Genomic DNA, 23239 nt, shown 5'->3' on the forward strand with positions numbered 1-23239 from the left:
TAGCAAATATGAAATATTTAATAAAAGTGTATTTTAGGTGTATTTTATTCTCTTAAAAACCTATTATTTGTTGATTTTTATGATTTTTTAGTAAAAAATATAAGAATAATTTAAAATCATGTATTCTGATTTTCGATAATCATAAAAATGATGTTTTTTAAAGTTTTATAATACCCTTAGAATCATTTGATTGAAATATTTTTTGATAAACTAAATGCTAAATAGTAAAAGACTTGTTTTTTTTGAAATGCCTTTGTAATGTGTTGTTTTATTGCTGTTTTATATTTAATTTTTTTAAATTAGGCTGCCTTTTTATTTTTGATATTTCTTTTTTTTGTACTTCTTTTAGTAATTTGATAATTAATTTGTCTTTAGTTTATTTCGTAGTTATTTAGAATGTTTTTTACGTAATTATACGTAATTTTGATTCTCAGTAAAAACTTGATAAATTTTTTTATGTCCGTATTCAAATCGTATAAAACAACATGTTCATACTGTGGAGTAGGTTGTGGAATCATTGCAAATAAAGATGCAAAAGGAGTGATGACCGTTTCTGGAGATCCAGATCATCCTGTAAATCGTGGTATGTTGTGTTCTAAAGGAATGAATTTACATCATGTGGTACAGGATAAAAGTGATCGAATTCTATATCCAGAAATGCGATGGAGTAAAGGGCATGACCGACAAAGGGTATCTTGGGATCAGGCTTTTGATAAAGCTGCAGCCGTATTTAACGCAATGATAAAAAAATACGGTCCCGATAGTGTAGGGTTTTATGTATCAGGACAATGTTTAACAGAAGAGTATTATCTTGTTAATAAATTGGCTAAGGGGTTTATAGGTACCAATAATGTTGATACTAACTCAAGGCTATGTATGAGTTCTGCTGTTGTTGGTTATAAGCAAGCGTTAGGAGAAGATAGTGTTCCGATTACTTATGATGATATAGAACTAGCTGATTGTTTTATGATAGCAGGAGCAAATCCGGCATGGTGTCATCCTATTTTATATAGAAGAATTGAGGCGCATAAAGAAAAGAATCCGAATACTAAAATTATAGTAGTAGATCCTCGTAAAACACAGTCTTGTGATATAGCTGATTTACATCTTCAAATTTTGCCAGGAACAGATGTTGCTTTGTATAACGCAATTGCAAGAAGACTAATAGACAGAAAAAAGATTGATAAAAATTTTATAGCAAATCATACCGATAACTTTGAGGAGTTAAAAAAATCTTTGATGGCGATGTCGATCTCTGAAGCATCCAAGATCTGTGGTGTTAGTGTTGCAGATATTAAAAAAGCAGCTTCTTATATTGCTGATGCTAAAGGTTTTATAACTATGTGGGCAATGGGGTTGAATCAAAGCTCTATTGGGGTAAATAAAAATAATGCTTTGCTTAATTTGTCATTACTTACAGGGCATATAGGTAAACCTGGATCAGGACCTTTTTCCTTAACAGGTCAGCCAAATGCAATGGGAGGAAGAGAGGTCGGTGGAATGGCAAATCTTTTAGCCGTACATAAAGATTTAGCAAATGATGAACATAGGAGAGAAGTAGCTAATTTTTGGGGAGGAAAAGAAATTTCTAGTAAACCGGGACTTACGGCTACAGAAATGTTTGATGCTTTAGAAAGCGGAAAGCTAAAAGCGGTTTGGGTGATTTGCACAAACCCATTAGTAAGCCTTCCTAATGCAAATAAAGTAGAAAAAGCACTTAAGCAAGCAAAATTCGTAATTGTACAGGATATATCCTATAGATCAGAAACAACAGAATACGCTGATTTATTATTGCCGGCAGCAGGGTGGGCCGAGAAGGAGGGTACTATGACAAATAGTGAACGACGTATAACCCATTTGAGTAAGGTAGTCGATCCACCAGGAGAAGCTATGTCGGATTCTGAAATTCTATGGAATTTTGCAAGAAAAATGGGGTATAGAGGTTTTGATTATAATACTGTAGAAGAGGTTTATAAAGAACATTGTACGTTAACAAAAGGAACAAGTATAGATATCACAGGGCTTAATTATGCTCGCTTAAAAAATGAAGGTAGTTTTCAATGGCCCGTGCCTCAAAATAACCATCCCGGAACGTCAAGACTTTTTGAGGATAAAAAATTTCATACAGATACAAGAAACGCAAAGTTTGTAATACCTAGGTTTATTAAGCCTACTTCAGAATTGATTACAGAAAAGTATCCCTTAATACTCACTACCGGAAGAGTAAGGGATCAATGGCATACCAGAACAAAAACAGGAAAAGTAAACAAATTGCTTACGCATATTCGTGATCCATATGTTGAAATAAGTCAAGTAGATGCCTTTTTGCGTAAACTTAACGATGGTGATATTGCTGTTATAGAAAGTAAACGTGGTAAAGTACAAGTAAAAATAAAAATTACAGATACAATAAGTAAAGGAGTAGTTTTTCTTCCGATGCATTGGGGAAAAGTGTTAGGGAACGACTATGGTCGAGCTAATAACTTAACAACAAGTATAGTAGATCCTATTTCTAAAGAACCGGATTTTAAATTTTCTGCAGTACAAGTATCTAAATATGAAAAAGCAAAACAAAAAATCTGTATTATTGGAGCAGGAACTGCAGCGTATCGCTTTATCCAAACTTATAGAGAGCATAATACTGAAGATGAGATAATAGTATTTTCAAAAGAACCGTATCCATTTTATAATAGAGTGTTACTACCCGAATATGTTAGTGAAGAGCTCACTTGGGAACAGCTACAGAAAATGAGAGAGGGAAATATGGAGTCTCTTAATGTAACTTTATCCACAAGTAATCCTATAGAAGAAATAAATAGAGAAGGTAAATATATTGTTGATAGTAAAGGTGAAAAACATAATTATGATGTAATATTAATGGCTACAGGTAGTCGTGCTTTTGTTCCTAAAGAAGTTCCTATTCATTTGCCAGGAAGATTTACAATGCGAGACCGTGGAGATGCTGATAAATTAAAAACATATCTTGCCGATACAGGTTTACCTGAGCATGAACAACATGTAACTATTGTTGGTGGTGGGTTGTTGGGGCTAGAGCTAGCCGCGGCTCTTCGTAAAAAAGGAGTTAAAATAACGATTGTACAACGCGGAAATAGATTAATGGAACGTCAACTTGATGTTGTTGCTAGTCGTTTGTTGGCAGAAGATGTCATAGAAAAAGGAATTCAAATTCATTTTGATAATGAAGTAGATACTGTTTTTACGCAGGAAAAAGGTGATTTATTGGTGAGTTTAAAATCAGGAAAATCATTTGATTGTAATGCCGTGGTGTATTCTATAGGGACCATCCCAAATATAGATTTAGCAAAGAAAATAGGTGTTGACTGCCGTCGAGGGATTCTTGTAAACCAATATTTACAATCAAGTGATGATGCTATTTTTGCTATTGGAGAAATAGCAGAATACGAAGGAAATTTGTTTGGTATTACCGCTGCAGCAGAGCAACAAGCAGATATTGTTGCTAAATACTTGCTAGGTGATTTTAGCGCAGTTTATAAAGGTTCTGTTTTTATGAATATTCTAAAGTTTGAAGATCTTGACCTTTGTAGTATTGGTAATATTGATATACCTAAAAATGACTATTCTTATGAAGAAATAGTATTTATGGACGTTAGAAAACGTTTTTATAAAAAGTGTATAGTAAGAGATGACCGTTTACTAGGTGCAATCTTAATGGGAGATAAAAAAGAGTTTGCCGATTTTAAGAGATTGATTGAAGAAAAAATAGAACTAGGTGAGAAAAGAGAAGAATTGCTAAGAGGATCACAACCTAGTGAGCCTTTAATAGGTAAACTTATTTGTTCATGTAGTCAAGTAGGAGAAGGAAATCTTGAACAAGCTATAGTTTCAGGATGTGATGATTTTAATGCGTTATGTGTTAAGACAGGTGCTGGTTTAGGTTGCGGAAGTTGTAAGCCTGAAGTAAAAGAAATATTAAATAGAGTAAAACAAGGAGCTAATTAAATGAATTATGGAAAAAGATAAATCTTTGCAAAGAGTAGATATCAAAGGAGGCGTGTTATCTCCTTCAGAATTGCAACGAATCATTGAGTATGTTCAGGAATTAGGTTTAGATACTTTTCATTTCGGATCCAGACAAGATATCATATTTCCTCTGAAAAATGTTAATGATGATGTAATAACAGAACATGCTGCTTTTAACACTTCTTTCTTTGCTTCTCATGCACAACAGAATATTTGCTCCTCATATGTATCCATAGATATTTTTGATGCTACCGTTTGGTTAAGAGGCACAACTTACCTTTATATATTAGAAGAGTTTAGATATCATCCGAAATTAAAAATTAATATAACCGACCCAAAGCAGCAAATAGTTCCTTTGTTTTCTGGGGATTTAAACTTTATAGCTTCTGCGCATGAAGACTATTGGTATTTGTTTTTAAAATTACCTGGTTGGGATGAAATCTACTACCCAGCTCTAATTTATACATGGGATATTGCAAAGATTGCAGAAACAATCGAAAATATTTATGAAAGTGTAGAAGATGTTGAAATGCTTTTTAAGTATCTAAATGAGAATCTGGATACGAACAATAAAGTAATAGAAAAACCACTACAAGTAAATTTTAATCCATTTCCATATTATGAGGGAATGAATAAAATGAGAGATAATCAATACTGGTTAGGATTGTATTGGAGAGATAATAATTACAATTTAAAATTTTTAAAAGCTCTTTGTGAATTTTGTTTAGAACATAGAATAGGAAAAATATGTCTAACTCCTTGGAAATCGTTTATTGTTAAAGGGATTCCAAAGGAGTCAAAATTGACCTTAGAGAAATTATTGGGGCAATTTGGTATTAATGTTAGACATTCGGCATTAGAGTTGAACTGGCATTTACCAGTTAATAATAAGAGGGCACTTGAGCTTAAAAAGTTTTTGGTTATGAATTTTGACCAAAATGATATAAGTACTTACGGACTTACATTTGGGATCTCTTCTTGTCGAAATTCTAAAAGATATTTTACTTCTATAATGATAGAAGAAAATAAAGCACCAGAAACGATTGAAGGTTTTGTTGTGCGGCCTATGTATAATGTGTTGTACGCAAAGAACTTTAACCCTAGTACAAGGCAGTATATAGTGTATGCACAAGATGTAGATCAAATGGATTTGCCTGGGCTTTTGTTAGAACTGACCAAGACATATTTTCAGAATTTAGGGTCAATACCAGATGAATTACATCAAGGAGAAGGGGTAGAAAAAGAAATTCTTGAGATAGAAGTATTTCAGTGTAAAGATTGTCAAAATGTTTATGATCCTTCTGTTGGTGATGTGGTAGGAGGGATTCCTGTTGGGGTAGATTTTAAGGATCTGTCAGATGATTATGGTTGTGCTTTATGTGGGTTGCCTAAAAGTAATTTTGAAAAGATAACCATTGAGGTAATTTGATTCTTTTGTGACTTAATTGCTATTTAATTCGGTTTTTTGGTAACATTATCCACTCAAATTCATTCTTTTTTTGATTATTATATTAGTAAAAGCTTAATTTTATAATTCTGAATTATTAAAAAAATAATTTCTACAAGTTATTTTTCTGTAAAACATAAATTTTGACATACAACCCCTATTTATTAGGGGTTGTTTTTTAATTTTATATCTTTTATGTATAAATTTGTAATAAAAATAGGGGGTTGTTATTGATTATTATAGTTTTTAATAAAACATCCCTGTTTTTAAAGATATCATTTAGCTTCGATTTGCTTTATGATAGTTTTAAATATTTAATATAATAATAAACAAAATTTATGCTTATGAATTTAGAAGAATTAATTACAGTTTCGATTGCAGAATTTTTGGATGTAGAGGTTCATAGAGATACAGAAAACCTGGATTTATCATCTAAAATAGAGATTGTTAGAAAGAGAATAATTGATAAATCTAAGAACAATATCAATCCTACTTTTGTTAATAATGGTTCTATGAATTATGAATATGAAATGTTTTTTAGTAGTAATCCTAATGACATGATTAAAATTGATGGATGGATCCCAATAGAAACGGATAAAATAGGGAAGTCAGATAGAATTTCAGAATATATTGAAATAGGCCTGATTAGAAAAGTAGAAACGGCTTATAGCTAACAAACATTAGTTATGTGTTTTAAAAAACGATAGAAACGTCTATATTTATAGGATGCCCTAATCTATCAATTAACCTTTCCGGTTACTGTATGTGCTGTAACCGGTTTTATATTTTAGATACTTTACCAATGAAAATCCCTGTTTTTTACTTTTGAATGCTCGGGCACGAAAAGGTCTATAAAAGTAGTTTTACTAGAAAATTGTTTGTGTCGATGTTGTAATTCTAAAGTGTCTTTAGTTAGTTTTAAAATTTTAAAGTATTTGTGATTACTTTTCATATTTAAAATTTCAGGAATGTCATTACTGGTCCATTTTATGTAGGAAATACCATTTTTATTCTCTAAAATTTGCCAGTTCCCTCTAAGTGATGGTCCGCAATCTTCTTGTTCTTCATTGTTGTCCTGCATATTACCATCTGGATTATAGGTAATTCTGTAAGATAAAAAACAACCTCTCATATTCATTCGCGTACCTTCGTTAATACGTTTTGATATTTTCCAGGTTTTTCCTTTTTCTCCAGCTAATAGTTCTTTTGCATTTTTTGGTAGTTTATAGTTTGTTTTTTGTGAACAGGAAGTAGAAATTATAATCATTAAACTATAAAAAGCAAAGTGGTGTAGTATTTTCATAATTGTACTTTAGATTAAATACCTATCAAAAATAATACCTACTATGATTAAAAAGAATTGTTAATACTTATGTGTAAAAGTATTCGATTGATAAATTTTAGATATTGATTTATGACATACTTTTGCTTTAGTATAGAAAGGGGTTTTGTAGAAATACATAAGTATAAAAGCTCTTTATAAATTTAGTATATGAATGAATATGTGCTTTTAACGGAAGATCAAAGTTATTTTGTTGAATACCTTATAGGAGAATTAGTTTTGTCTTCTAGTATAAGCGAGGCTATGAAATTTGATGATGAGAACCTTGCGTTACGATTTAAGCAAATGCTTCACAATTCCTGTAAATTAATAACCAGTGTAAATACTTATATTGGATAAAACAACTACTTATCCTTTTATGAGTCTAAAGATATAGTCTAACTCTGCATCTTTACCTAAAATTAAATCTTCTACAGAGTGAATAATATTTTTGTCCGGAGGTATACCCGAACCTAAAGGAATTGACGTTTCTTTAGTATACTGTTCTATTTGTACCATAGACATTACCATAGTGATTTTAGAATTTGGTAATTCGTAGTAAACAGGAAACATTCCAAAAGATTTATAATATCCACCACCAGTTTCTTCACCAATAAGAGTAATATCCGGATTGTTTTTTGCATTCAGGGCAAATGCTGAAGCAGCAGAAAAAGTAGCTCCGCTAATCAAGATATATACTTTGCCATTAAATCTGTTTTTTTGAGGTGCCATTATGGTTTCTAAATCATCAAAAGTAATTCTCCAACCATCATATGTTGGGTGATTTTTAAATTTATCTTCTAGAAAATCCTTTTCATTTAAGAATACTCTCGTGGCATATTTTTTCTCAGGAACAGATAAAGAAATAATAGATTGACTTTTTATTTGCTTAAAAGGGTTTTTGGTAATAAATGAGTATAGGTGAACGCTATTAGGTCTATACCCTCCATCATTTTGCCGTATATCAATAACAAGGTGTTCTATTTTTTTCTTATTAATTTCTCTGAATATTTTTATCAATTTAGATTTAAACTGACTAATATCTCCTCCAAACGAGTTTATGACCAAAACCGCAGTATTTAACTCATCCTTGTAATATACGAAAGGTGCTTTATTATTGATATGCTTATCAAAATAGTCAAAATTATTTTTCTTTTGGTGGTATTTTGCAAAATAGGAGTTACGTTTCGTATTCCTTAATTTAACTTTGATAAAAGACTCTGCATCTAAATCCAAATCATTTTTAATTCCATCTGGAGTTGTGTAAGTAATACTGAAGTTTTTTGAAATGCCGTATTCATAGGCATAAAAAAGTCCGAATTTTAATTCTATTTCTCGATACTTTCGGGTTAGGTTATGACCATCTGTGGCTACATATTTTTTAAGATTTTCAAGTATTCTAGAGGTGTCTTGTCCGTTTATAGTATTTATTTTAGAACCAATAGGAATATTAAAATCATCTGTATCAGTATAAAACTGAGTATTTATGATTTTTAAGATTAAAGGAAAATAATATTGATCTGTTTTTATAGTATTAGGCGCAAATAGCAATAGGTGTCCGTCTTTTACTTCATTTGTAATGCTTAACATCTTTTTATAAAGATCAATATCTGTTAGACTGTCATTAATGGATTCTTTTGCTGTGTTAAAAATATACTCTAAAGAATCTTGTTTGATATATTGATAAAGACCAGGGTGTCCTTTTTTTAAAATGTTTTCAAAAATTTTTAAATCTTTACTAACTGCAAGGGAATCCATATTCTTTTGCGCATTTAGTGTACTTATCAATAACCCAAATAGAGCGATCAAAAATTTTTCTTTCATTCGATAATTTTGAAACGTAAGTTTTCTTTTAAGTGACTTATTAAGATTGCTAGGTGTTGCAAGCTTTTTTAGTTTTTGTGGGAGTAAAAGTAATAAAATAGAATCATCTAGTACTGTTAATTAGCATATTGAAAATAAAAAAACACGTATATGTAAAATACGTGTTTTTTATAAGGATAGAATTTTGTGAGTTAATTCAGTTTTCTTATTTGTTTCTGTATTTTTTTGATTGCAGATTCAATTGATTTTTCAGGTTCTATAACATTATATTCACCCCAAAATTTTGGATCCGAGAACCCAGAGGCTTCATCGGCAATTACCACAGATGATTTTAATCGATCTTTAGGTTTAATTATTTCTTTATCTTTATTTTTTCTCCAATCGGTAATTGCCATTTCTACATTTAGTTTATAATTAGAGTTAAATAATTTTTTTCTCCAATTGATTTTGACTGCGAGGTCAATTCTGCCATATCCATAATACCATTTTCCATTCTTTTGACGGTAATCAATATTATAAGATGCTTCTGTAAAGTAAACTTTAGCATTTCCTGGTTTTTTCTTAACAAACATTTTACTCACTTCCTCTTTGTCCTGCATGTTAAGACTAAAAACAGCTTTAGTCATCGCTAATGTTTGTGCATCTATGTAAAGTTTTCCAAAGTACAAAGGTTCTTTAATAATTTCCTTTTGCTTAAAATTTAATACATAGATATACTTATCATTAATTTTTGTAGACGGTGCAAAACTAAAATCATAAAATTTTAGCATTTCCTGAGTGAAAACATTTTCAGGATTTTTCATCACATCAATATACAATGTAGTTGTTGGTCCTCCTTGTAATTTTAAGGTTAGTGTGTCAAGCTTTTTATAATCGGCACTTTTTCTTGCTTTATATAATTTAATAACATCTGTTTTTTGAGAATCATAAGGGTTCTTGTACACATCAATCACAGCTTCAGACAAAGAAACATAAGTACGTCTTTTCTTTATTGTTTCTCTATAAAAAGCAGTCATTATGGTGTTATCATTAAGATAATTAGATCCTTTTTTCTTCATTACTTCACGTATTAAAGCGTTAGGATCTTTAGGGTCAATATTAACTTCAGATAATTCGGTGATAGATGTAGTAAGTTTTATTTTTAACTCCTTATCATTGAAAGCAGACAATTCAAGCACTTTATCATTATATCCAAGAGATGAAACTGTTATTTTATTGCCGATATTTTCTTTCGGTACTTTTAATAAAAATTTCCCTTCATCATTTGTTACAGTAGAAATGTTGGTATTGTTAATAGATACAGTTGCAGATACTATTGGATCATTATTTTCACTACTCACCACTAAACCTTTATACTCATTGTAATTGTTATCTTGAAAATAAGACGATGCTTTTAAGTTTGTAGCATAGCCAATAATCAGAAGAATGAGTAATATCGAGGAGAGGTGTTTTTTAAGAGGTAAAACACTTTTTTCTTTCATGACTCAAATTTTTAGTTTATTATTTAATTTACGAATATTATCGCAGTATACAAGATACTAAATTTTACTAGAGTAGTTAATCAATATACCGTTAAAACCATTAGTTTTCTTTGAAAAACAACTATTTTAATGATACTCGTAATGATCACCAAACCAATTTTTAAGTTTAATATTTAGGATTTCGGTAGTGTATGGTTTTGTTATATAGTCATCGAGGCCTTTTGCAATAAAGCGTTCGGCATCTCCAGGAAGCGCGTTGGAAGTAAGTGCTATAACAGGCGGTACATTATTGTATTTTTGTTTTATAAGGTTGCATGTTTGTACTCCATCGAGTTCAGGTAAATTAATATCCATTAAAATAAGATCATATGTGTCCTCTTTAAATAGTGTTAGAGCTTCTCTACCGTTTTTGGCAATATCTACGGTACAGTTTAAATATTTTAAAATTTGCGTGGAAACTAGAATATTGGTATCAGAATCTTCTACCAGTAAAACATGTAAATTATACTGAGGTATTTTACTGGTAGTTGCGGTTTTGATATTATTTTGAATAGAAATATTAGATGTTTTGGCTACAAAAGTAAATGAGAAATTACTTCCTTTGTTTATCTCGCTTTTTACATCCAAGGTTCCTTGCATTAGATGTACTAATTTTTTACATATTGCTAAACCTAAACCGCTGCCTGTTGTAGAGGAGATGGAAGTTTCATGAAATTGACTAAAGCGATCAAACAATTCTTGCTGATCTTTTTTGCTGATACCTATTCCTGTATCAATAATTTCTACTTTAACTGTTATAGTATCGTTTTTTTGAGATACAAGAAATGCTCTAATAGTAATCGTTCCTTTATCTGTAAATTTTATAGCGTTTCCTATTAGGTTAGAAATAACTTGCGATAAGCGATTATTGTCGGCTATAATATGTTGTGGTAGATCTTTAGAATAATCTGATACAATATCAATTTCTTTTGCTTTAGCTATTGCAAGAAAGAGCCCAACGTTTTGTTCGATAAGTTGATTAAAATCAATATAAGATGGAGAAAGTTCAAATTTTCCAGATTCTATTTTAGAAAGATCTAAAATTTGATTTAAGATATCCAATAAATTAAGTGAAGATTGATGGATTGTATGTACATACTCTTTTTGAATGTTATTCAATTTAGTGTTTTTAAAGAGTAAATCTATCATTCCAATAACACCTACCATTGGTGTTCTTATTTCATGACTCATATTAGCCAAAAAATCATGCTTAAATTGAGAAGCTTTTAAGATTTGTTTATTCGTTTCTTTTAGTTTATCCAAGTTTCTTCCACCAAACATAGCAAAGAGACCTAAAAATAACGGAGCCGTATCTATAATATAATGTATTGGATACTTTTCTTGAACATATTTTGCAGATTGCCAAGAAAATCCAAGATCAAACCTAACAATATCAATACATGTAGCAAGTATAGGAAATAGAAAGCCAAATACTATTCCGTAACAAGTATACTTAAATGCTTCAGATTTAAACCATGTTATTTGCATGCACGCTCTTATATTAGGTACTGTTTTACTTTGTTTTTAATTTAAAATGGAGGTACGTGTTTAATTATCTAGGGGATTACTTGATAAATATAAGGTTTTTAAAAAAAAGTGAAAATCCTTTTTTGTGAAATGACCTTTTTCTTATTTCAAATATTAGTTGTAATGTAAGTGTTTGTTTATTAAATGAATGGGATGATTCCTTAAAATTATGATGTTTGGATAATAAAAAAGTGAATGAGATAAAAAAAATCCGCGGTAACTAAGTACCGCGGATTAATGAACCTTACTTTTGATGATTGATTTTAACCTTTAAATACTATTTTTCTTAATTTGTACCCTTCTATTTTTAATAAATATGTTTTTGGATCAACTAAGTGTTGGATATAGTCATCAATCGTACCTTTATCCAATAGTCTTCCATCTAGAGAGTAAAGACTATATTTAAGTCCTTGTGGTACCTCTATGATGTGTCTGAATGTTTTTTGATCTGTACTTTGTTGGCAGGTATCATCTGCTAAGAACCTATTGATAAATGTAAATCGTCCTTGCTTTTCTCCTTCTAGAGTAACAGTGGCAGATTCATCAATATCGATGATTCCTTTTCCAGTGATATCTCCAAGTATAATTAAACATGCGTTTCTTACTTTAACGCGTGCTCCTTCTTCTACATGTAAACTCTCTGTGATAAATATAACACCTTCTTCGGTGTTTTCATCTAAGCCGTCTATCACAGTATTTTCTGTAACAAACATTAACTTGTAGGAAATGTCAATTTTTGTATTTGCAAATGCAATGCTTGTAAAGAACAAGACTAGTAGGGGTAAAAGTGTTTTCATATTAAGTTTGGTTTTTAGGGTTAAACCTCAATTATCAAAAAGTAAGAATTTACTTACTTTAAACTTGTTTTTATCGTTGTAAAACATAAAATCAACGACAATATACAACTTTTTATGTGAAAAAATCACTTTTTTTACAGATAAAATCGATTTATTTTGTAAAAATTTTACTCAAAATTGGGGTATCCCCCGTAAACACTGATATGTTGCGACTTGGTATCTTTTTGTTTTTGTTAACAATTGTTTATGATAATTAGTTGTATTTCACTGATTTTAGAGAAATAAGTTCAAATATCTATAAAAGAAAGAGTTGTCGTGTTTTTTATTATTTAAAAGATATTTTTTTGACAATTGTCATTTATTTTTGTATTTTTGTCGTAAAATTTAATAATTATGGTGGCAGTATCCCCTTTAGATTTTGATAGTTTTGAAAATAAAGGACTATTAAGGTATTTGAATATTGATATTCCATTAAGGAATATGTATGATTTTATAGAACTATCTCGAAATGGTATAGATAAAAAGGCATTATTACACCTCGCTAAAACGATTAGTTTTGATCTTAAAGAGTTAGCATTAGTAATACATATGTCAGAAAGAACTATTCAAAGATACGATTTAAATAAAAAATTAAGTACAGAGGCTAGTGCAAAGGCATTACAATTGGCTAAACTTTACGGAAAAGGAGAAAAAGTTTTTGGTGATTTAGAGCGGTTTAAAAATTGGATGAACCACCCTTGTACTGCTTTGGCTTCAAAAAAGCCAAAAGAACTTCTAGATACAACTTTTGGATTCGAATTACTTAATGAAGAATTAATGCGTATAGAACACGGAATTTTTGCATAATGTTGGTTTACAGAATAGCTAAGCAAAAATATATAAAAGATTTAACTGGTATTGGGGCTAAATCTGTTGGTGGAAGATGGAATCCTAAAGGAGTAGCTCTTTTATATACAAGTACTACAGCATCACTCTCTGCATTAGAAGTATTGGCTCATTTACCTGCGGCATATTTTCCTGATGATATGGCTATGGCTACTATTGAGATTCCAGATAAATTAATAACAAGTGTTGCTGTTGATCAATTACCAGAGGATTGGAATAAAGTACCAGTACCTATGAATGTGCAAAATTTTTCTATTCAATGGATAGAAGAAAATAAGTTTTTAGGATTATTGATTCCAAGTATTATCATTCCTAATGAAAATAACCTTTTAATAAACCCAATCCATCCTGATTTTAATAAACTAAAATTAATTAATGTAGCACCGTTCTTTTTTGATGATAGATTACTAAAAAGCGGTTTTTAAGGTTACAAAAATAGATTCTTCTTTAACTTACTTATAATAAGGTTTTTATTTTTTTTAAATCTTATTTTTTCGTTAAAAAAATATTTTTAAAGTTAAACATCTACCATTTTGTATAAATTACGAAAATATTATGCGTAACAAATATGCAATAGTTACGTCATATTGCTAATAACTAATTTCAATTTAATAACACAATGAACATAAAAATGAAAAATGTGTATTTTTTAGCAGCATTTCTTCTTGCTTTTGTGAGCTGTAAAAAGGAAACAAAAGAAGTAAAAGAAGTTGCTGAAGTAGAAAAAATCCCTGGGATTGTATTGGAAAACATGGACACCTCTGTGAGTCCAAAAGACGACTTTTATAATTATGTAAATGGTAGTTGGTTAAAAAATACAGAAATCCCTGCAGATCGTACGAGCTGGGGAGGTTTTGGAGTACTTCGTAAATCAACAGATCAAGACGTTCTAGAAATTTTAGCAAAAGCTAAAGAGAGCGGAAAGTATAGTGCTGATACAGATCAGGCAAAAGCTTTAGCAATTTTTGATACTAAATTAGATACGACTTCAAGAAATGCTGCAGGTGTTAAACCATTACAACCGGCATTAGATGATATCGCAGGAATTAAAAATCTAAGTGATTTACAGACTGTTTTGGCGAAAAATGCTGCTGTTTCTTCTCCATTTGTAGGAATCGGTGTGCAAGCAGATTTAAATAATAGTGCAATGAATGCAGTATATTTAGGATCTGGAGGGTTAGGATTACCTGATCGCGATTATTATCTGGATCAAGATGATAAATCAAAAGAAATCCGTGAAAAGTATAAAAAGCATATTGTTAGAATGCTTACGTATTTAGGAGATTCAGAAGCCGATGCTACTGCAGCTTCAGAAAAGATTCTTGAGTTAGAAACAAAACTAGCAGAGCCAAGATTAAATAAGGTTGAACGTAGAGATACTCGTAACTATAATAATCCAAGAACAATTGCTGAAGCAGATGAAATGTTATCATCAATTGACTTAAATAAAATGATTAGTGATCTAGGTATCACTAAAAAATTCGATACTATTATTGTTGCTCAGTTACGATATACTAAAGCATTAGATGGTTTCTTAAAAAGCACTCCTATAGAGGACATAAAAACTTTAATTAAGTGGGATACTTTTAATAGCGCTACTGGACGATTAAGTACAGAGATAGAAACTATGAACTGGGAGTTTTATAGTAAATACTTAAGAGGACAAAAACAACAACGTCCTGCAGACGAAAGAGCTTTGGCTGTTGTTAATGGTACTGTAGGAGAAGCGTTAGGTCAATTATATGTTGATGCTAAATTTCCACCAGAAGCAAAAGCAAAAGCAGAAAAAATGATTGCTAATGTTATTGGAGCTTACAAAGCTCGTATCCAAAAATTAGATTGGATGGGGGATGAAACCAAAGCAAAAGCTATTGAAAAATTAGATAAGTTTACCGTTAAAATAGGATATCCAGATAAATGGGAAGATTATTCTAAAATGGAAGTTTCTGCAGATAAAACCTATTATGAAAATATGGTTGCTGTAAACAAATGGGGAACAGATAAAAACTATGAAGAAATAGGAGAGCCTGTTGATAAGTCAAAATGGGGTATGTCTCCTCAAACAGTGAATGCATACTTTAACCCTTTAAATAACGAAATCGTATTTCCTGCGGCGATACTTCAGCCACCATTTTATAATTATACAGCAGATGAAGCCGTTAATTATGGAGGTATAGGAGCCGTAATAGGTCATGAGATATCTCATGCTTTTGATGATAGTGGAGCACGATTTGATGCGTCTGGAAATCTTAAAAACTGGTGGACAGAAGATGATTTAAAAGCATTTACAGAAAGAGGAAACGCTTTAGCAGAACAATACAGCAATATCGAAGTCTTAGACAGTGTTTTTATCAATGGTAAATTTACTTTAGGTGAAAATATAGGAGATTTAGGTGGTGTATTAGGAGCTTATGATGGATTACAACAGTTTTTTAAAGAAAATGGTAAGCCAGAAAAAATAGATGGTTTTACTGCCGAGCAACGTTTCTTTATGTCTTGGGCTACTGTATGGAGAACACTTGTTAGAGATGATGCTTTAAGAACTCAAATTAAAACAGATCCTCACTCGCCAGGTAAAACACGTGCAATACAACCTTTATTAAATGTACCAGCATTTTATGAAGCGTTTGATATTAAAGAAGGAGATCCAATGTATTTGGCCCCTGAAAAACGAGTTAATATTTGGTAATTTTGATCAGATATAATTTAAAAACCCTGCTTTTAGCAGGGTTTTTTTAATTCTCTTTGATTTCATTCATTAACAAGAAAGCTTTGTTAACATGTTCTTTTTCAAGAAAAAGTGTAAAGTAGTTGGATGTAGAAATTACTTCAAATACAGGAATACCTTCATATGCCAATAACTTAAAAAGATAGAAATATAATCCTACAGCTTTAGAATTATCCTCGGGTAGTGCAATTGACATAGAGGCTAAATTGTCTGCAATAGAGATACATGTTTCATTTTTAAAGTGTTTTTCTACAGTATCTTTAAGAGAAGAAGTTACTAATATGTTACTCTCTTGAAAATTACTCGAATACGTGAAATATGCTTTGACTTCGTTTTTTACACTATTTAATAAATTTGTTTGGCTCGTTAATATTGTATTAGAATTCAAGAAAGTATATTCGGTAATTCCTGACCTAACAACAATATCTCCAAGATTCCTTAGATTATCTATATTTTTAATTGTACGAGGGTTGTATCTTCTTAAAGCCATCACGATAGAACCGGGTTTTACAGGTTTTCTCATGACTTTTTCAACCTGAGGTAATAAGTCAATAGCCAGGGAGCTAAAATTAATGATATCTCTGGATAATGCATCTTCAAGAAAAGGTTGGTGTCTTAAAATATTATGGACACAATCAGTAATAGTTTTCATTGTTACATATTTAACATTTTGTGCAAATTTAGACTTTTTCTTTTAAAATATTTATTCTTTGTTGTTAATTAACTAATTATGCAATATAAATATAAAGCTAAAAAAGAGATTAATGAAAATATTGAAGTTTGGTGGAACGTCTGTTGGATCGGTAGAAAACTTAAATAGAGTAAAGGAAATTCTTATATCAGATCAGGATAAAAAGATTGTAGTATGTTCTGCAATGTCTGGAGTAACGGATCAATTAGTTAATCTTGTAGAAAACATTAAATTTAGAGATTCAGAAGCAATCACAAGAAATTTACATAGACTAGAGGATAAACATATCGATGTTATTGATGCATTAATTAAAGATCAAGATTTAAGAAGCACATTAAAAAATGGTTTGTCTCTTATTATTACAGAAATGTTTGAAGTATCTAGTCAGGAGTATTCTGAAGTGGTTAATTCTAGAATTATCACTTATGGAGAAACAATCTTAACCTATATATTTTCTGGCTACCTAAATGCAATAGGTGTATCTAATGTATTACTAGACGCCAAAGAATTTATGTTTGTTGGTTCTGTAGAAAATCCAAGTATAGAAAAAGTTAGTAAGAAGTTAAATAAAGTCTTAGACAATAATATTCAATCCTCTATTTATATTACTCAGGGCTTTGTTTGTAGAGATGAGAACGATGAGATAAGTCAATTAAAAAGAGGAGGTAGCGATTATACTGCAACAATTATCGGAGCAGCATTAAATGCGACAGAAGTACAGATATGGACAGATATTGATGGATTACACAATAATGATCCAAGATATGTAGAGCATACACATCCAATTGCTCATTTAACATACAATGAAGCAGCAGAATTAGCATATTTCGGAGCTAAGATTCTTCACCCTCAAACGGTTTCTCCTGTGGTTGGTAAAGATATTCCAGTATTATTAAAAAATACTTTTGATCCTGAAGCTTCGGGTACTGTAATCTCGAATAAAACATACAAAAAAGGTTTGAAAGCTATTTCTGCAAAAGATGGCATAACTGCGATCAAAATCAAATCTAATAGAATGTTGATGGCTCATGGATATTTAAGAAGGATTTTTGAAGTCTTTGACAATTACAATACGTCAATAGACATGATTACGACATCAGAAATTGCAATATCATTGACTATAGATGACATTAGTAATCTTGATAAAATTGTAAAGGAAATTGAGAGCTACGCTGAGATTACTGTAGAACAGGATCATAGTATTATCTGTATTGTTGGTGAATCTGTTATCAATGATAAAAATTCATATAAACTTTTTGAAATTCTTAATTATATTCCTGTTCGTATGGTTTCCTACGGAGGAAGTAATAATAATATTTCACTTTTGGTCGATACCAAAGATAAAATACCAACATTGCGATTTTTAAATGAAAAGCTTTTTCATTTTGAAAAAAAAGAAGTAGTCGCATAATTGATGTAAAATAAATTTTTAAGTAAAAAGTGGGGTTATACCTTGATATCATACGTAATATATCTTTTGCTGTATATCCCTACTTTTTGATAGTCTTTCCCAATAATTATTTTTATTAAAGAATTACGTTTTGTTTTCACTTCTTTTGCGGTAAAACATGTTAATTAACCAATTTTTAACAACTAGAGAAATTTTTTGATATCCTAAAATCTGTACTTTTAAAAAAGTAAGAAATATCTCTTTTTCTTTATTGTTAAAAGGCTTTAGCGTATTCACAATTTAATTTTTAAAATTGTGACTATAGTTTTTAATTGCCGCATGTTTTCAATTTGGTTAAAAGAGTACAACTAACCACAACCAATGACCACAAAACTGTTATTTTTTTCTTTACTATTATCTTCTTTTTTTTTATCCAGTCAATCTAGCACCAAAGAAAACCAAAAAACTTACATCTCTTTTGATAAATATTTGGGCGTTGAGAATATAGATTTATCTAATGGTATAATTGAGGAAAACGAATATAGAAGTATATATAATAATCATCATCAATTTTTTAAGTCCTTAGACTTTCTTCCCGGTTCAGTTCATTATAACAATCAATCATATTTTGGATTAAGTTTAAAGTATAATATTTATGAGGATGAAGTACTAGTGAAACTCCCTAATAAATACGGAGCAGTAACTCTTAAGCTTTTAAAATCAAAAGTTGAAAATTTCGTGATCGATAGTCATAAATTTATTCGTGTTGATAGTGTTACATCTACAAACGATGAGTTAAAAGGGTTTTATGAGGTATTGTTAGAAAAAAAAAATGTCGTACTGTACAAGAAATATGACCAGGCTAAAAGAGATGTTATTGAAAATAGAAAAGTGTTCTATCACTTCTTGAATAAGAATTCATACATTTTATATTATAAGGATGCTTATTATAAAGTAGATACTAAAAATGCTTTAAGTAAAATATTACCAGATCATAAAAAGACGATCAGAAATTTTTATGCTAAAAACAAAGCATTATACAAATTAAAACCGGATAGCTTTATGACATCACTAGTACGCAAGGTGTATTCAGAAATTTCCAGAACTAATAATAAAGTTACAGAATGAGGTTTTTTTCGATAATTTTAATAGTGTTTTGTTCTGGAGTAATGAATGGGCAAGATATTTCAAAATTAGTTTCAATATCATTTGAAAATGTAGATAAAAAAACAGTTTTATCTCGGTTAGAAAATCAGACTGATGTTACATTTTATTATTTAGATGAATGGTTAGGAGAAGAATTAATTACTAAAGAATATCAGAATGTTACATTAAAAACAATTCTGGACGATCTTTTCTCTGATACAGTTTTGAATTATTATTTCTTGAAAGAAAAGGAAGTCGTTCTAACCAGCAATATTGTTATCTATGATAATTTGCCAGATAGATTCTTTGGAGAAGAAAAAGATAGCTTAGTAGTTAATAAACCGAAGCAAAAAATAGCTCCTGTTTTTTATACCAAAAAGAAGTCTCTAAACGAAGCTAAAATTTCCACCGTAAAAATAGGAAAAGCATCGGTCTATAGTAAAGAAAAATATGAGTTAAGTGGTTATGCTAGAAATTTTACTACAGGAAAACCAATTCAAAACCTTGCAATACTTGTAGAAGGTAAAGATTTAGTAGCAACTACTGATAAAAATGGGTATTACCTATTGGAACTACCGGCAGGAGAAAATATATTGAGCACTACTTCTTTAGGAATAGCCGATTCAAAAAAACGAGTAATTTTATATAATAATGGTACTTTAGATTTTGATCTTACAGAAAGTTTAGAGGTTCTTGATGAGGTACTTTTAGAATCGAACAGAGATGAAAATATAAAGGACGTTGTTACAGGTAAAGAACAAGTAGATGTAGAAGCTTCTAAAAACATACCTCTTGTATTAGGAGAAAGAGACGTACTTAAAGTTGCAACAGCTTTGCCTGGTATTACAACTGCAGGTGAAGGGGCAGCAGGGTTGAACGTGAGAGGAGGGAAAGCTGACCAAAATTTAACACTATTAGATGATGCACTTATTTATAACCCCCAACATTTTTTCGGCCTATTTTCTGCATTAAACCCTTTTACAATTGGTAAAGTAGATATTTATAAAGGAGCAATACCAGCAGAGTACGGAGGTAGACTATCATCTGTTTTTGATATTAAAACAAAAGACGCTAGAACAGATAAATTAGGTGTAGAGGCGTCAATAGGACCTGTGACAGGAAATGTAACAGTAGAAACTCCGGTTGTTAAGGATAAATCAGGTCTTTTATTTGGAGCAAGAGGTGCTTATGCAAATTGGATACTAAGATCATTAGATGAAGAAACTTTAAATAATAGTCAAGCATCATTTTATGATGCAATTTTAAAATATAATCATGAAATTAATGAAAATAATAAAATCAATGCAACTGGATATTATAGTAGAGATGATTTTAGTATAACTTCAGATTCAATATATGTTTATAGCAATAGAGCATTTTCTCTGCGTTGGGATCATACATTTAATGATAAACATAAAGGAAATGTTTTGCTCACGAATAGTCAATATAAGTTTGATATTAATTTTGATGGAGACAGTAATAACGACTTCAATTTAGGGTATAGCGTAGAAGAAACAGAGGTGAAACTTCAAATGAAATATGAGCTTAATCCAATGTATAAATTTCATTATGGAATAGCAAATAAACTATATCAAGTACGTCCCGGTAGTATAAAACCTGACGGGGATGGATCAATAGTTACTCCTTTTAGTATTCCAAAAGAAAAAGCATTAGAATCAGCAGCTTTTATTTCAGGTAGATTTGATTTTACACCAAAATTTTCTGTTAACGCAGGAGTGCGCTATTCATTATATAACGCTTTAGGAGAAGGAACTCAAAGAAAATATGAAGAAAACAGACCAAGAAATGAAGGTACCGTAACCAATACTATACAATATGAAAATAATGAAGTAATTGAAACATATGATGGGGTTGAACTAAGACTTTCTTCTAGATATATTATAAAACCCGACCTTTCAATCAAAGCAGGATATAGCAATACGTATCAGTATATTCATACGTTATCAAATAATACAACAGTTTCTCCAATAGATACCTGGAAACTTTCAGATCTCAATATAGCTCCTCAAAAAGCACAACAATATTCGTTTGGTGTTTTTAAAAATTTAAATGAAAGTACATATGAAATTAGTTTAGAAGGATTCTATAAAAAACTAGATAATATAGTGGACTTTAAAGTAGGATCGCAAATATTACTTAATGAAAATATAGAAACCGAAGTGTTACAAGGAGAAGGTAAAGCATATGGAGTTGAATTTCTTTTAAGAAAAAACAAAGGAAAATTTAATGGTTGGTTTAGTTATACATATTCTAGATCTTTTGTAAAGTTGGATAGTGAGTTTGCAGAAGAACGTGTTAATAACGGAGAGTTTTTTCCTGCGAATTATGATAAGCCTCATGATATAAGTCTAGTTAGTAATTATAAGTTTACAAAACGATTTAGCCTCTCTGCTAATTTCGTGTATCAAACAGGAAGACCAGTTACTTTTCCCGTAGGACAATTTATCTTAAACGGATCAGAGTTTGTGGTTTTTAGTGATCGTAATAAATTTAGAATCCCAGACTTTTATAGGTTAGATCTCGGATTTAATATTGAGGGTAATCATAAAAACAAAAAATTAGCACATAGCTTTTGGACGATTTCTATTTATAATGTTTTAGGAAGAAATAATCCATTTTCTGTATTTTTTGTTGCAGACGATGGAGAGATAAGAGCCTTGCAAAGTTCTGTTTTCTCAATTCCAGTGCCTTCTATAACGTATAACCTTAAATTTTAGTAGGATATGAACTTAGAAAATAGTGCAAAAAGAAGATTTTTTCGATTATGTTGTATATTACTATTAGGTGGGTTAGTAACTACATGTGTAGAACCTTTTGAAACAGAAATAGAAAGCTTCGAAAGTATACTAATAGTAGATGCAACATTAACAAATGAGCAAAAACAACAACAAGTTTTGTTATCAAGAACATTTCGTTTTAATGAAGAACAACTTGTAGAAACAGGTGCAGAAGTTGGTATCGTTGATGATCAGTCTACGCGATTCGAATTTATAGAAACAGAACCAGGAAAATACCTGACTCCTTCTGAATTTATGGCCGTACCCGGAAGAGATTATCAATTGATTATAAAAACAGCAGAAGGAAATGAGTATGCGTCGGACTTTAGATCACTCACACCAGTATTAGAAATTGATGATTTGTACGCTGAGCGTACTGTAAATGGTCAGGGGGTTCTAGGAATAACCGTTTTTGCGGATAGTTCTGACCCACAAGGAAATGCAAAATTTTATAGGTATGAATATGACGAGACGTATAAAATTATAGCTCCAAGATGGTCTCCTGTAGAAATAGAGGTTTTATCGAAAAACCCACCAGAAATACAATTTGTTACCAAAACAGAAGAAACAAGAGTCTGCTATGGTAGTGCATCATCTACTGATATTATTTTAGCATCATCTACTGAATTTGATGAAGATAAAGTAACTCGATTTCCTATTCGATTTCTTAGTAAAGAGAATTTTTTGACTCAAAATCGATATAGCATTTTGGTGCGTCAATTTGTGCAATCTCCAGAAGCATTCGCATTCTATGAAACGCTTAAAGAGTTTTCTGATTTTGAAAGTTTATTTTCTCAAACACAACCTGGATTTATTACCGGAAATATAGTTTCTCGTACAAACTCAAGTGAAAAGATAATCGGTTTTTTTGACGTTTCGTCAGTATCTTCTAAACGTATCTTTTTTGAACATATAGACTTTTTTCCTGAAGGACCTCCACCTCCATTCATTAATGATTGTGAAACCTTTAGCCCTCTCTTCTTTTTTTTAGGCTTTTCCCCTTTAATAGATGCTTTAGAAACAGGTTTTTTTACATATTTTAATGTAAATGATGATCCGACACCAGATGAAGGTCCTTATTTATTAGTGCCAAAGGAATGTGGAGATTGTAGGGTGTTGGGGAGTAATAAAGTTCCTGATTTTTGGGAAGAATAATATTAAAA

17 protein-coding genes are annotated in these 23239 nt (G+C 30.7%); 11 read left to right on the plus strand and 6 right to left on the minus strand.

The window, feature by feature from the left end; genetic code table 11:
- The first annotated feature begins 456 nt into the window (after positions 1–456).
- From D1816_RS00255 to D1816_RS00265, 3 genes are all read left to right on the plus strand, one after another.
- Entirely contained in the window at positions 457–3981 is a 3525-nt protein-coding gene (locus tag D1816_RS00255) for a nitrate reductase (protein ID WP_118500749.1), read from the plus strand.
- A 7-nt stretch (positions 3982–3988) separates the two neighbouring features.
- A complete protein-coding gene (locus D1816_RS00260) occupies positions 3989–5431 on the plus strand; it encodes a rubredoxin (RefSeq protein ID WP_118500750.1) in 1443 nt (480 codons plus the stop codon).
- Positions 5432–5793: 362 nt separating this feature from the next.
- On the plus strand, positions 5794–6123 hold the full coding sequence (locus tag D1816_RS00265) for a hypothetical protein (RefSeq protein ID WP_066311281.1): 330 nt from the start codon (positions 5794–5796) through the stop codon (positions 6121–6123).
- Positions 6124–6245: 122 nt separating this feature from the next.
- Here D1816_RS00265 and D1816_RS00270 read toward each other — a convergent pair whose 3' ends face one another.
- Positions 6246–6752 (minus strand): lipocalin family protein, encoded by a 507-nt coding sequence (locus D1816_RS00270; protein ID WP_118500752.1) that lies wholly within the window; start codon positions 6750–6752, stop codon positions 6246–6248.
- A 189-nt stretch (positions 6753–6941) separates the two neighbouring features.
- Here D1816_RS00270 and D1816_RS00275 point away from each other — a divergent pair, with 189 nt between their 5' ends.
- The gene (locus D1816_RS00275; RefSeq protein ID WP_066311275.1) at positions 6942–7130 is read left to right on the plus strand and encodes a hypothetical protein; all 189 of its coding nucleotides are present in this window, start codon (positions 6942–6944) and stop codon (positions 7128–7130) included.
- Between the two features lie 9 nt (positions 7131–7139).
- Here D1816_RS00275 and D1816_RS00280 read toward each other — a convergent pair whose 3' ends face one another.
- From D1816_RS00280 to D1816_RS00295, 4 genes are all read right to left on the minus strand, one after another.
- A complete protein-coding gene (locus D1816_RS00280; RefSeq protein ID WP_066311272.1) occupies positions 7140–8594 on the minus strand; it encodes a S41 family peptidase in 1455 nt (484 codons plus the stop codon).
- Positions 8595–8785: 191 nt separating this feature from the next.
- Positions 8786–10075, minus strand: coding sequence for a carboxypeptidase-like regulatory domain-containing protein (locus D1816_RS00285; protein WP_066311269.1), 1290 nt, complete (start codon positions 10073–10075; stop codon positions 8786–8788).
- Between the two features lie 126 nt (positions 10076–10201).
- Positions 10202–11602: an ATP-binding protein gene (locus D1816_RS00290; RefSeq protein WP_066311266.1), complete on the minus strand. Its 1401-nt coding sequence runs from the start codon at positions 11600–11602 to the stop codon at positions 10202–10204.
- Positions 11603–11904: 302 nt separating this feature from the next.
- Entirely contained in the window at positions 11905–12438 is a 534-nt protein-coding gene (locus tag D1816_RS00295) for a hypothetical protein (protein ID WP_066311263.1), read from the minus strand.
- Positions 12439–12831: 393 nt separating this feature from the next.
- On the opposite strand from D1816_RS00295, the gene D1816_RS00300 reads away from it, so the two are divergent.
- From D1816_RS00300 to D1816_RS00310, 3 genes are all read left to right on the plus strand, one after another.
- Positions 12832–13284, plus strand: a complete 453-nt coding sequence (locus D1816_RS00300; RefSeq protein WP_082832347.1) for an antitoxin Xre/MbcA/ParS toxin-binding domain-containing protein — start codon at positions 12832–12834, stop codon at positions 13282–13284.
- Positions 13284–13748, plus strand: coding sequence for an RES family NAD+ phosphorylase (locus D1816_RS00305; protein ID WP_066311260.1), 465 nt, complete (start codon positions 13284–13286; stop codon positions 13746–13748). The genes D1816_RS00300 and D1816_RS00305 overlap by 1 nt, the downstream gene beginning before the upstream one ends.
- A gap of 206 nt (positions 13749–13954) precedes the next feature.
- Positions 13955–16012, plus strand: coding sequence for a M13 family metallopeptidase (locus D1816_RS00310; RefSeq protein WP_082832346.1), 2058 nt, complete (start codon positions 13955–13957; stop codon positions 16010–16012).
- Positions 16013–16058: 46 nt separating this feature from the next.
- Here D1816_RS00310 and D1816_RS00315 read toward each other — a convergent pair whose 3' ends face one another.
- Complete coding sequence (locus tag D1816_RS00315; RefSeq protein ID WP_066311255.1) at positions 16059–16703, minus strand: hypothetical protein; 645 nt, start codon at positions 16701–16703, stop codon at positions 16059–16061.
- A gap of 112 nt (positions 16704–16815) precedes the next feature.
- Between D1816_RS00315 and D1816_RS00320 the strand changes: the two genes are divergently transcribed.
- The 4 genes from D1816_RS00320 to D1816_RS00335 all read left to right on the plus strand — a co-directional run bounded on the left by D1816_RS00320 (position 16816) and on the right by D1816_RS00335 (position 23231).
- Positions 16816–18153, plus strand: a complete 1338-nt coding sequence (locus tag D1816_RS00320; RefSeq protein ID WP_066311252.1) for an aspartate kinase — start codon at positions 16816–16818, stop codon at positions 18151–18153.
- A 360-nt stretch (positions 18154–18513) separates the two neighbouring features.
- Entirely contained in the window at positions 18514–19260 is a 747-nt protein-coding gene (locus D1816_RS00325; RefSeq protein ID WP_118500754.1) for a hypothetical protein, read from the plus strand.
- Positions 19257–22016 (plus strand): TonB-dependent receptor domain-containing protein, encoded by a 2760-nt coding sequence (locus D1816_RS00330; protein ID WP_118500755.1) that lies wholly within the window; start codon positions 19257–19259, stop codon positions 22014–22016. The genes D1816_RS00325 and D1816_RS00330 overlap by 4 nt, the downstream gene beginning before the upstream one ends.
- A 6-nt stretch (positions 22017–22022) precedes the next feature.
- Positions 22023–23231: a DUF4249 domain-containing protein gene (locus tag D1816_RS00335; RefSeq protein ID WP_118500756.1), complete on the plus strand. Its 1209-nt coding sequence runs from the start codon at positions 22023–22025 to the stop codon at positions 23229–23231.
- Positions 23232–23239 lie beyond the last annotated feature (8 nt).

The organism is Aquimarina sp. AD10 (assembly GCF_003443715.1).
Lineage (GTDB): Bacteria > Bacteroidota > Bacteroidia > Flavobacteriales > Flavobacteriaceae > Aquimarina > Aquimarina aggregata.